The organism is Psychrobacter cryohalolentis K5 (assembly GCF_000013905.1).
Lineage (GTDB): Bacteria > Pseudomonadota > Gammaproteobacteria > Pseudomonadales > Moraxellaceae > Psychrobacter > Psychrobacter cryohalolentis.
Genome location: NC_007969.1, coordinates 2,015,159 through 2,026,837 on the forward strand (window position 1 = coordinate 2,015,159; position 11,679 = coordinate 2,026,837).

8 protein-coding genes and 1 pseudogene are annotated in these 11,679 nt (G+C 43.1%); 5 read left to right on the forward strand and 4 right to left on the reverse strand.

Annotated features, from left to right (window positions below; genetic code table 11):
* Positions 1-127: 127 nt before the first annotated feature.
* The gene (locus PCRYO_RS08360) at positions 128-340 is read right to left on the reverse strand and encodes a hypothetical protein (RefSeq protein WP_020443745.1); all 213 of its coding nucleotides are present in this window, start codon (positions 338-340) and stop codon (positions 128-130) included.
* Between the two features lie 429 nt (positions 341-769).
* Between PCRYO_RS08360 and alaS the strand changes: the two genes are divergently transcribed.
* From alaS to PCRYO_RS08380, 4 genes and pseudogenes are all read left to right on the forward strand, one after another.
* A complete protein-coding gene (alaS, locus tag PCRYO_RS08365; protein WP_011513964.1) occupies positions 770-3,442 on the forward strand; it encodes an alanine--tRNA ligase in 2,673 nt (890 codons plus the stop codon).
* 333 nt (positions 3,443-3,775) lie between these two features.
* The gene (locus PCRYO_RS08370) at positions 3,776-5,062 is read left to right on the forward strand and encodes an aspartate kinase (protein WP_011513965.1); all 1,287 of its coding nucleotides are present in this window, start codon (positions 3,776-3,778) and stop codon (positions 5,060-5,062) included.
* Between the two features lie 404 nt (positions 5,063-5,466).
* Positions 5,467-5,634: pseudogene (gene csrA / locus PCRYO_RS08375) on the forward strand (carbon storage regulator CsrA); the annotation flags it as partial.
* Positions 5,635-5,804: 170 nt separating this feature from the next.
* Positions 5,805-6,179 (forward strand): HopJ type III effector protein, encoded by a 375-nt coding sequence (locus PCRYO_RS08380; protein ID WP_011513967.1) that lies wholly within the window; start codon positions 5,805-5,807, stop codon positions 6,177-6,179.
* A gap of 95 nt (positions 6,180-6,274) precedes the next feature.
* On the opposite strand, the gene PCRYO_RS08385 is transcribed toward PCRYO_RS08380, so the two are convergent.
* Both PCRYO_RS08385 and PCRYO_RS08390 read right to left on the reverse strand, forming a co-directional pair.
* The gene (locus PCRYO_RS08385; protein WP_011513968.1) at positions 6,275-6,586 is read right to left on the reverse strand and encodes a YeaC family protein; all 312 of its coding nucleotides are present in this window, start codon (positions 6,584-6,586) and stop codon (positions 6,275-6,277) included.
* Between the two features lie 54 nt (positions 6,587-6,640).
* Positions 6,641-7,645 (reverse strand): NAD(+) kinase, encoded by a 1,005-nt coding sequence (locus PCRYO_RS08390; RefSeq protein WP_020443747.1) that lies wholly within the window; start codon positions 7,643-7,645, stop codon positions 6,641-6,643.
* A 297-nt stretch (positions 7,646-7,942) separates the two neighbouring features.
* On the opposite strand from PCRYO_RS08390, the gene PCRYO_RS08395 reads away from it, so the two are divergent.
* Complete coding sequence (locus PCRYO_RS08395) at positions 7,943-8,665, forward strand: Bax inhibitor-1/YccA family protein (RefSeq protein ID WP_011513970.1); 723 nt, start codon at positions 7,943-7,945, stop codon at positions 8,663-8,665.
* 110 nt (positions 8,666-8,775) lie between these two features.
* On the opposite strand, the gene PCRYO_RS08400 is transcribed toward PCRYO_RS08395, so the two are convergent.
* Positions 8,776-11,640 carry a heavy metal translocating P-type ATPase gene (locus PCRYO_RS08400; RefSeq protein WP_041753155.1) on the reverse strand — a complete coding sequence of 955 codons (2,865 nt, stop codon included), beginning with the start codon at positions 11,638-11,640 and terminating at the stop codon, positions 8,776-8,778.
* Between the last annotated feature and the right edge of the window lie 39 nt (positions 11,641-11,679).

The window sequence follows — 11,679 nt, forward strand, 5'->3', positions numbered from 1 at the left end:
ATCGTATCAAGGTCTTTTTTATTATATTCCAAAAGATTCAGTACCAAAATTTTAGATGTAATAAATAAAATGAATAGCATATATAAAATGCTCGATTAAATGATACTACGATCTTTTTTACCGCAATCTATGCTTTGTAACCCTCTTCATTACCTGTAATGTTGCCAATTTTTTTGGTGAAAAATAATGCTGTGGGAATAGAAACTAAGAAACCGATAGCGACTGCTATTTGAATATGCGGAATCTGGTTAAAACCCATGACCAAAGCGCCGATCATAAAGAGACCGATGATGACAGTTGCTGCCATTGAATAGACAACAGAAAAAAGTGGCCAGTTCATAATTTATTCCTTACTTTTATTATGGGTATAACTACTTTATACACTATATCCACACTAATAGTAAGTCTTTTATTATTTATGCTTAGCCCAATCATAGTAAGTAATTACTATTGATAACCTTATTATAAGTATTGATTTATAATAAGTGTTTTTACTAATCCCAAACCGCCTTTTATTTAAAAGTTTTCCACCCTTTGTACTGGTCTAATTTTATTCAGGAAGACCTATGACTACGTGCTTGTTTATCCTTACTATTGAAATATTCGACTGACAATCTAAATAAAATTGTCTGGTTTATAGCAAAAAATGAGTAGGGTTTACCATGTATTTACTTAGGAATCTTCAACACCCTTGGCACGTTTGTGCTAAAATCGCTTGCAAAATTATTTTACTTATTCTACTAAATACATCCGTCAGTAAGGAGCCGCTGTGAGCCAGCCATTTCGCTCAGCCGATATTCGTCAAGCTTTTATCGATTTTTTCATAAGCAAGCAGCATACCCCCGTCGCCTCATCGAGTTTGATTCCGCATAATGACCCGACATTGCTATTTACCAATGCCGGTATGAATCAGTTTAAAGAGACATTTTTGGGTATGGAGCCACGTGATTATACGCGTGCAGTAACCTCGCAAAAGTGCGTAAGAGCGGGCGGCAAGCATAATGATTTGGATAACGTCGGCTATACGGCGCGCCATCATACGTTTTTTGAAATGCTTGGTAATTTCTCTTTTGGCGATTATTTTAAGCAAGCCGGTATTGGTTATATTTGGGAATTTTTGACCTCAGATGAATGGCTAGCAATCGATAAAAATCGCTTGTATGTGACCATTTATGAGACTGACGACGAAGCCTTTGATATTTGGCATAAAGACATCGGTATTCCTAGCGAGCGCATTATCCGTATTGGCGATAATAAAGGTGCGCCTTACGCCTCAGACAACTTTTGGACGATGGGCGATACCGGTCCTTGTGGTCCTTGTACCGAAGTCTTTTATGACCATGGTGCTGATATCGAAGGCGGTCTACCGGGCACACCTGAAGAAGATGGCGACCGTTATATCGAGATTTGGAACTGTGTCTTTATGCAGTTTAATCGTCAAAAAGACGGCTCTATGTTGCCGCTACCAGCGCCAAGCGTAGATACTGGCATGGGACTTGAGCGTATCAGCGCCATCATGCAAGGCGTCCATGGCAACTACGAGATAGATTTGTTTGTACATTTGATGGATGCGGCGGCTGAGATTTTAGAGATTGAAAACCAGCAACAATCGTCATTAAAAGTCATCGCTGACCATATTCGCGCTGTTTCATTTTTGATTGCTGATGGCGTCACCCCAAGCAACGAAGGTCGTGGTTACGTACTGCGCCGTATCATTCGTCGTGCAGTACGTCATGGCAATAAGCTTGGTGCTGACAGTGAGTTTTTCTATAAAATGGTCGCGCCTTTGGTTGCTGAAATGGGTACGGCGTATCCTGAGCTCAAAGATAAGCAAAGCGTCATTGAAAATGCCATTCAAAAAGAAGAAACCCAATTTGCCAAAACCTTAGCACAAGGTTTACGTCTGCTTGCCAGCGAATTGGAAGGTCTAAAAGATGGTGATACCCTTTCTGGCGAAGCGGCATTTAAGCTATATGATACCTATGGCTTCCCTGTTGACTTGACCGCTGATATCACCCGTGAGCGCGGTATTGTGATTGATGAAGCCGAGTTTGATGAACATATGCAAGCACAGCGTGAACGTGCGCGTGATGCAGGCAAGTTCGACGTTGATTACAGTAGTGTCATTCAAGTAGAAAATCCAACGACCTTTATCGGTTATGAGCAGCTTGAAGAAGAAGGTGTCACGATTGATGCGCTGTATCAAGATGGCAATCCAGCCGATAGCCTAACTGAAGGTATGGAAGGCGTTATTGTCCTTGACCGTACACCGTTTTATGCGGAAGGCGGTGGTCAGGTTGGTGAGCTTGGTGAGATTCGTACCGCATCAGGGGTCTTTGAAGTCCAAGATACTAAAAAATCTGGTCAAGCCATCATTCACTATGGTGTCGTGACCATGGGTGACATTAGTACTAAGCAAACCGCTGATGCGCAAGTATTGTCGAGTATTCGCGCAGCCAGTGCCAAAAACCACTCTGCCACGCATCTCTTACATGCTGCATTAAGAGAAGTATTGGGCGACGCGGTCACGCAAAAAGGCTCGCTAGTATCAAGCGAAGTATTGCGTTTTGATTTCTCCTATGACAAGCCCGTCAGCACTGCTGAAATTACGCGTATCGAACGCTTAGTCAATGAGCAAATTCAAGCCAACACCCCTGCTCGCATCGAGAATATGTCTATTGACGAAGCGATGAAACAAGGTGCAATGGCATTGTTTGGCGAAAAATATGGTAGTGATGTTCGCGTCTTAACCATGGGTACTGGCAGTATCATCGATGGTCAACGTAAGCCCTTCTCTATTGAACTTTGTGGTGGTTTGCACGTTAAACGTACCGGTGATATTGGTGTGTTAAAAATCACCAGCGAATCAGGTATCGCTGCTGGCATCCGCCGTATTGAAGCTGTTACTGGCATGAATGCGATTAAAAATATCCAGCAAAGTGAGCAGCAGCTGAGCGAGCTTGCCAGTCAGCTAAAAGTTAAACGTCCAGAGGTTGCACAGCGCGTGCGTACCATGGCGGATAAGCAGCGCGAACTTGAGAAACAACTAGAGCGTTTAGAGCAAAAAATCGCCAGCGCCCAAGCCGCAAACTTGCTTGATGACGTGCAAACCATCGCTGGTACGCCAGTACTTATCAGTACCTTAAGTGGTATCGATGGTAAATCTATCCGTACGTTGATGGACGATATCAAATCAAAACTACCAGATAGTGTGATTGTATTGATTGGTGATAAAGATGAGCAGTTAGCACTAGCCGCCAGTGTGGCAAAGTCTGTGACTGCGAAAGTAAAAGCCGGTGACATCATTCGTCATTTGGCAAGTGAGCTTGGTGGTAAAGGTGGTGGTAAACCTGACTATGCTCAAGGCGGCGCGCCAAAAGCTGCCAATACTAATGCTGTTGTCAATGCGCTACCTGCTTGGATTGCGGACCAGCTTGGCTAATACCTTAAGCTGAGCAATATTGTACTAAATCAGAGATAAGATACGCGATTGGCTATAACGGTTATAACCAATCGCCATGTATCTAATGTCTACTGATACTTAAAGTTACGGCTCGAATATGATATAAAGGTCAACGCTTAGACTTATTTCAGCGTATGAAGTCTATTGGCATAATAAGACAGTAAACCATCAAAAAGTAAAACAAAGGGCGCAGTTCTTATAATCTGGCTTTATCGTTATTAAAATCAATCTAGCACTTAATTTAGACAGTGCCATGACGAATTGATGTCTCTCAATAACAGATAACCATTGGTGAATAATAGGTAGATTTTTATGGCGTTAATAGTACAAAAATATGGCGGCACCTCGATGGGCAGTATCGACCGCATCAAAAACGTCGCCAAACGAGTCAAACGCTGGCATGACAATGGTCATCAAGTGGTCGTTGTCGTGTCTGCCATGAGCGGTGAAACCAACCGTTTGATTGATTTAGCACGCCAAATCAGTAGCCAGCCCGATCCTCGCGAATATGACCAAATGGTCTCAACCGGCGAGCAGGTGTCTATCTCACTGCTTGCCATGGCGATTAAAGAGTTGGGTATCGGTGCACGTTCATTTACCGGTCGTCAAGTCGCTATTAAAACCGATAATGCTCACAATAAAGCGCGTATTGAAAGTATCGATGATAAAAACATTCGTGAGCAGCTAGATGCTGGTAACGTCGTTATTGTCGCAGGCTTCCAAGGTATCGACGAAGAAGGCAATGCGACGACGTTAGGGCGCGGCGGATCTGATACGACAGGCGTGGCGATTGCCGCGGCTTTAGGCGCGGATGAATGCCAAATCTATACTGATGTCGATGGCGTCTATACCACTGACCCACGCGTCACCTCAAAAGCCAAAAAACTTGAAAAGATTACTTTTGAAGAAATGCTTGAGATGGCAAGTCTTGGCTCTAAGATTTTACAGATTCGCTCAGTAGAATTTGCTGGCAAATACGGCGTACCGCTGCGCGTATTATCTAGCTTTGATGAAAACAACGATGGTAGCTTCGACCAAGAATTTCAAGACAATGTCGGCACCCTAATTACGATAGACGAAGGAGACAATATGGAACAGGCAATCATCTCAGGTATCGCTTTTAATCGAGACGAAGCAAAAATCGTCGTACGCGGTGTCCCTGATCACCCTGGCATTGCTTCTGCTATCCTTAGCCCTATTGGCCGCGCCAATATCGAAATTGATATGATCGTGCAAAACCTATCTACCAACGGTATGACTGATTTTACTTTTACCGTTAATCGTACGGACATGGAAAAAACCATGAAAGTACTAGAAAGCGAAGTCAAAGATGAAATCGGTGCTAAAGAAATATTGGCCAATGATGAAGTGGTTAAAGTCTCATTGGTCGGCGTCGGCATGCGCTCGCACGCAGGTGTTGCTAGTCTTATGTTCCAAACCCTTGCGGAAAACAACATCAATATTCAAATGATATCGACCAGTGAAATCAAGGTATCTGTTCTTATCCAAGAGCAGTATCTGGAAAAAGCGGTAAGATCACTGCATACGGCCTTTGGTCTTGATCGTGAAGATGGTGAAAGCAAAATCGCTGGTTTATAAGAATAAGCATATAAATACTTTACTAAAGCCGTATAAAAATAATAGGCTTTAGTATTTATTCAATAAACTGCGATTTATTATTTTCAATAATACTTAATTAAATAGGGTCTTATTAAGACCCTATTTTCTTTTTTTATTATTGCTGAGGTTATTATAAAACCAATAGTTTTGTGAAAACCCGTGACAGTATCTGTTATGCCCCCTATAATGAGAGTTTCATTTGGGCTAAATGAATTTATCTATCATTATCGCTATTAGCATCCTATTTTGGGTAAAATCTATAAAACAATGTTTATGACATTTACTTTATAACAGCTGCCTATTTTGTGCAGCGATAATGTCCTGTAATTGAGACGCAATCTGATGAGTAATAATCTGTTGATGCGACATAAGGAGTGTGACGCATGTTAATTTTGACACGCCGCGTGGGCGAAACGCTAATGATTGGCGACGAGGTCAGTGTGACTGTCCTAGGTGTCAAAGGCAATCAAGTACGTATCGGCGTTGATGCGCCAAAAGATATTGCCGTACACCGCGAAGAGATTTATCAGCGCATTCAACATGAGCGCACGGTACAGTCGCAAATGCAGCATCTTGAGCAAGGCAGCTTTGCGCCTTCATTTGATGATGAAGACTATTTTAATCGCTAACCTGTTAGCTTCATATCCAACTATCAATAATCATTAAGCTTGTATCAAGCATGCTAGTTTTGGCTTTTTAACAGCTTTGAGGTCATTTATTTATGAGTATCCGCCAATCAGATGTATCGGCTCTACTTAATGGTTTGAATAAAAAAGCCATTGGATTCAATGATGTCATCAGTTTTATTGATGATTTTTATCGTTATGCGCCAGCGCCTTTTGTGAATGGCATGGCACATAATGCTGCTGGTGAAAACGAAGGCAGCGCCAAGATTTTTGGTTTTGCAAAGCATCACGGCTTAAATCAATTAGATACGCTAAAGTTGTTTGGTGAGCATTACCAAACAGTTCAAGCGACGCCTAAAGGAGTTGATCATCCCAATATTCGCAATTTTTTACATTGGGGCTGGCAAGGTTTTTTAATGGAGAAGAATCCATTAACACTGCGCCCTAGCGTAGATACCAGCACGCTTTAATGGTTTATGATTGACGATTATAAAAAAGCCACACTATGATGATAGCGTGGCTTTTTTTATGCTTCATTTTTTATCAGTGCATTTAGATAGTAAGTCTATTTATCACGAAACTTCACGGGCTGTACTGCGCCTTTCGGATTTGGCATATTGGGATAATGATGTTCATGTTCAACATCACATTCAGCGCCAACGACCGAACCATCTTCTCTGACCGGCTTATGAATATAACCAGTTCGCTCAGCAGGCGCCAGATGTTCATGTTCCCATACCATCACGGCTTGCATACAGGTCTCGCGCTGCTCAGCAGTCAGCTTACGACCGTCTTGCCATTTGCCAAGCTCAATTGCCATACGAAATTTATCGACCACTTCAGGTGTTAGGCTTGCTAATATCGTTTGTTTGTCCATCGTGCCTACTCTCCACTACTATTTTTATATCACATTTTTGTCTAATAAAGACGCTTATTCATCGTCCATGATATCATCATCAGCGTCGAGACTGAATTCCTCAGCATGCACATTCCAGTGTAACTTCGTCCGGCACGCTTCATAAAAGTCAAACCCTGGCGGATGTAGCAAGGTTAATTTATCCGGGTGCTTACGAATATATAGACGCTGCTCTTGTTCAAGCGGCGTGCTTGGTTTACCGTCAGCACTGACCATCGGTTGGGTGCGGTTGTCCTCATGAATACGAATACAAATCTCGCTGGTGCCACTGACCACAATAGGGCGACTTGACAGCGTGTGCGGGTGCATAGGCACCAAACATATGGCATCCATGCTTGGATGTATAATAGGACCACCACCAGAGAGCGCATAAGCTGTCGAGCCCGTCGGTGTCGCTACGATGAGACCATCACTGTGCTGCCGATAAACATCATGCCCATCGATTTTCATCTGAAAATCAATCATATGGACAGACTTACCAGCGTGCAACACGATATCATTGAGTGCCATGTCTTCATGAATAATCTTACGACCTTCACGAATCTCCATTGTGAGTAAAAATCTATGGTCTAACTGATAATCGCCCATCAGTACTTGGCGCAATTTAAACGCCGCTTCATCAGGTTTGACATCGGCTAAAAAACCAAGGCGGCCACGGTTAACCCCCAAGACAGGTACACGATAGCGCGCTAGTGCTTCGGCAGCATGGAGTATAGAACCATCACCGCCAACCACAATGACCAAATCACAAATCTCACCGATAAGGCTACGCTTAACAATTTTGACCCTCTCAATATCAGTGAGATTCAGAGTTGGCAAGTTAGCAGTTTGCACATCCATAATCAACGTAAGATTCATATCGTTAATTATTTGGGCAATCTGCCCAAGACTTTGGGTTACGCTGCGCTTTCCAGCACGACCCATCAAGCCAATACGGCGAAAAGCTGGATTTTTGATAGCGTGGAACAGCTCTGATTCATGTAGGTGCGGCAATCTTGCGGACTGCGCTGAGGTTTCCATAAAACGACTCGGCATGATGGTAAATTACAGAGTAATGATAACGAGAAATGGGCGATTAGACTAGCCTGTTTATCAATTATCGTTGTTAACGGTCGTAATTGACCCCATATAAAAGCCAACATGCGCTGTTTCGGGCGTATGTATTTAGCTATTTGATATCGCTGTGTATAGAAGCGAAATCGACTCAATAGTTGCGCAAAGCCTTATACGCTGTCACGTAAACACCGTTGACAATAATGGCGATTTTGCTAAAGTAGCTGACATAACTATTATTTATATTTTATTGAGGACAACTTTATGGCCAATCCTATTGTCAGTCGCGCAGAGCTTGCCGTCGGCGGTGCGCCGATGACAGTGAAGGGCGTGATTCAAAAAACCAGTTTATTGCTTGGCTTATCGGCGATTACTGGTATTGGATTTTTCTTTTATGCGTTGATGGCAGGTTTATCACAAGGTTTTATCACGATGGCAGCCTTCGGTAGTATGTTTGCTGCTTTCGGCTTAGCGATTTTCATTACCTTTAAACCGCAAAAAGCTAAGACGCTTGCCGTCCCATATGCACTTTTGGAAGGTATATTCTTAGGTGGTATTTCCCTGTTTTTCATGAGAATGTACCCAAGTGTACCAGTCACTGCAATGTGTGCAACCTTTGTAACAGCAGCGGTTATGCTAGGGCTATATCGCTCAGGCTTGGTTAAAGTGACTGAAAAGTTCCGTTCAATCGTCACCTCAGCCTTGATCGCTATCATGCTAGTTTATGTGGCGCAGTGGGTACTTTCTTTAGCCTTTGGTTCAAGCTTGCCTTTCTTGTTTGAAGGTGGCGCTATCGCTATTGGTTTTAGCTTATTTGTGATTGTTATCGCCTCTTTTACGCTTTTATTAGACTTTGATAATATCGAGCGTGGTGTGGCAATGGGTGTGTCAGAAGACTACGAATGGTTATTCAGTATTGGTCTTCTTGCAACGCTAGTGTGGATGTATATCGAATTTATGCGTCTATTAAGCTATCTACAAGATTAGTCAATTAGCTGTTCGATAGTCATTGAAATAAAAAAACCGTCTTTTATAAAGACGGTTTTTTTATGGGTAATCTACAGAGATTTTTTTAAATGAGTTTAAGCTGGTTTAAACTAAGCACGCTTTAGACGCAGGGCATTTAATACGACAAATAATGAGCTTAGTGACATGCCAATAGCAGCTAGCCAAGGTGGCACATAACCCAAAGCTGCTGGTATCAATACACTACCATTATAAATAAGTGCCCAGCGCAAGTTTTGTTTGATAATGCGCTTGGTTTTATCAGCGATACGTTTCGCTGCAATAATAGCTTCGATTTGTCCATTTAGGATAATACTGTCACTAGATACTTGCGCCAAATCTGCTGCACCGGCAATCGAGGTTGAAACGTCTGCCGCTGCCAATACTGGCGCATCATTAATACCATCACCAACCATCAATATCACTGCACCTTGAGCTTGTAGCTGTTGAATATGTTTGACCTTGTCCATTGGTGATAGACCGTTATACGCAGACTGCATACCCAAATTTTCAGCCATTACCAAGGCTTGCGGACTTGGGTCACCTGTGAGCATGACAGGCTCGATACCTAGTGCTTTCAAGCTATCCAGCATAGATTGAGCGCTATCACGTACCTTATCATTAAAATAAAAACATGCCAGTGCTTGCCAGCTTGCTGATTTATCCTTTTGACAAGATAAGACTACCGCTGAGCTGGCGCGCTCGGCAACTAGATCAATCATTAAATCGTTATCTGCATTGGTAACATTATTCATTTTGTCTAAAGAAAAATCTACATGACCAATACGATATAGCATACCATCCATCATTGCTTCAACGCCACCTGCTGGATGATGCTGTAAAGCTTGTGTCGCTGGCAGATGCAGTTGATATGCGGCGGTCAGTAGTGCATGAGCAATAGGATGACGACTGCCCACCTCTAACGCTGCCGCAATAGCTAATACATTGTCTCTTTGCTCATCTGCCTTTGTGATGACACTTGTATCAGTAAGTAGCTTAACGTTTAATAAATTGGGTTTACCATAGGTCAAGGTTCCCGTTTTATCAAATGCCACATGGGTAATTTCAGCAAGCGTTTGTAGGGTATGCCCGCGCGTCGTCAAAAACCCATAGCTGGCCAATCGATTGGTCGATACAGTAAGCGCAATTGGTGTCGCTAAAGACAGCGCACAAGGACATGTCGCGACCAATACCGCCACCGTTGCCCAAATCGCTTGGCTTGGATCCACGATATACCAGCCGATAAATACCAAGACAGACAATACTAAAATACGCGCAACAAACCAACGTGCTAGCTTATCTGCTTGCTGGGCGAGTTTTGGCTTTTCACTCATTGCCCGATTCATTAGCCTGTCAATCAAACCGATTTGGCTGTCTTCTGGTAGCGCTGTGACCAACATCTCAAATGGTTGGCTGTCGTTTTGTGCACCGCCGACGATATAGTTGCCTTGGGTCTTAGTGATTAAATCACCTTCACCTGTCAGTAGGCTTTGAGAAACTGTGGCGGTTGAACTGAGCAAGATACCATCACTGATAATCTCAGAACCTGCCTCAACCATGATGATGTCGCCCACTTGCAAGCTATGAGCGGTCACCATCTGCTTTTCTTTTGCCTCATCGTTTGTATTTGAGACAGTTAATCGTTGCTGACGAGTCTGCTGCCATTCTTGAGCAATACGTGATGTTAACTGATAGACATTAGCATCCATACTTTGCGTAAAATTAGGCGTAGCACTCACTGTATTTTGACTATTTACCTCATTACCAACTACGGTAACAGCCCCATTAACAGCTCTATCATCAAGCTTATTAACAGACTCTTCGCTTTCTTGTTTAAGCGCATTTTTCTGAACGCTATTTTGTTCTAATAGCTGCAAAACACTTGTAGCAGAGTCTTTGTCTTCAGCAATTTTCTGTACCAATACTGGCTCAACTACCACCAAATCGTTTGCCATAGTTGCCGCTTTTAGGCGCGCATTGTGCTCAATATAACGACCTGCCAGCAAGAAGAAAATAAACATACTGACTGAGTCGTAATAGGTCTCCCCTTGTCCAGTAATGGTGGCAAATAGACTGGCAAAAAATGTGACAATCAAGGCAATACTAACGGGCACGTCCATATTGACTTGGCGAGCACGAATCGCTGACCATGCTGACGTAAAAAATGGTACACCGGCATAAAAGAATACTGGCGTACTGACGAATAAAGACACCCAACGCAAAAAATCGCGCTGAAATATCAGCATATCGCTATATTCACCGAAATAAATTGCCACGGCATACATCATCGCTTGCATTGAGCCGAGTGCCGCGATGCCAAGCCTTATTAGCATTTGATTGTTATGACGTGCTAGCATGGCTTCGTGGGTATCTTGCCGATAAGGCTTGGCTTCATAGCCAATTTCATTGATAACCGCAAGAATCCGGCTAATCGGTAGCTTGGTTTCATCCCAAATTACCCGCATGCGTTGATTGGTCAAATTAACCTGACATTTACTGATGCCATCTAACTCATCAAGTCGCGATTCAATCAACCACGTACAAGCAGCGCAGCGCAGATTATTGACAGACAACTCTGCTACCGACATACCGTCTTGGGCGTAGACAAACTGTGATTTTATTTCATCATGATCATAAGCTTCAAGGCGGGTCATCTGAACGGGTAAGCTTGCCGTACGGTTAATCTCCGAGCGATCAAGATAATATTGCTCAAGCCCCGCTTCCACGATACTTTGTGAAGCTAACTGGCAGCCCATACAACACATCTCACGCGATTTACCTAATATATCAGTATGAAACGGCGGCTGCGGCACGCGATCACCGCAATGAAAGCAATGACCCGCCAGCGGCAATACCAGACCGTCAATAATAGAATTGTCTTGACAATGAGTATTGGTTTTTGATGACCTTGGTAATGTCGGTGATGTTGGCGGCATAGGAGATGGAATACTGGACATAATCGCACTTATTTCCTTTAGACAGAACATTGAGTAAAT

What these genes read in the sequence shown, in the direction of transcription:
- PCRYO_RS08360 (WP_020443745.1), bottom strand. Translation starts at nt 340, where the DNA reads ATGAACTGGCCACTTTTTTCTGTTGTCTATTCAATGGCAGCAACTGTC.
- PCRYO_RS08370 (WP_011513965.1), top strand. Translation starts at nt 3,776, where the DNA reads ATGGCGTTAATAGTACAAAAATATGGCGGCACCTCGATGGGCAGTATC.
- PCRYO_RS08380 (WP_011513967.1), top strand. Translation starts at nt 5,805, where the DNA reads ATGAGTATCCGCCAATCAGATGTATCGGCTCTACTTAATGGTTTGAAT.
- PCRYO_RS08385 (WP_011513968.1), bottom strand. Translation starts at nt 6,586, where the DNA reads ATGGACAAACAAACGATATTAGCAAGCCTAACACCTGAAGTGGTCGAT.
- PCRYO_RS08390 (WP_020443747.1), bottom strand. Translation starts at nt 7,645, where the DNA reads ATGGAAACCTCAGCGCAGTCCGCAAGATTGCCGCACCTACATGAATCA.
- PCRYO_RS08395 (WP_011513970.1), top strand. Translation starts at nt 7,943, where the DNA reads ATGGCCAATCCTATTGTCAGTCGCGCAGAGCTTGCCGTCGGCGGTGCG.
- PCRYO_RS08400 (WP_041753155.1), bottom strand. Translation starts at nt 11,640, where the DNA reads ATGTCCAGTATTCCATCTCCTATGCCGCCAACATCACCGACATTACCA.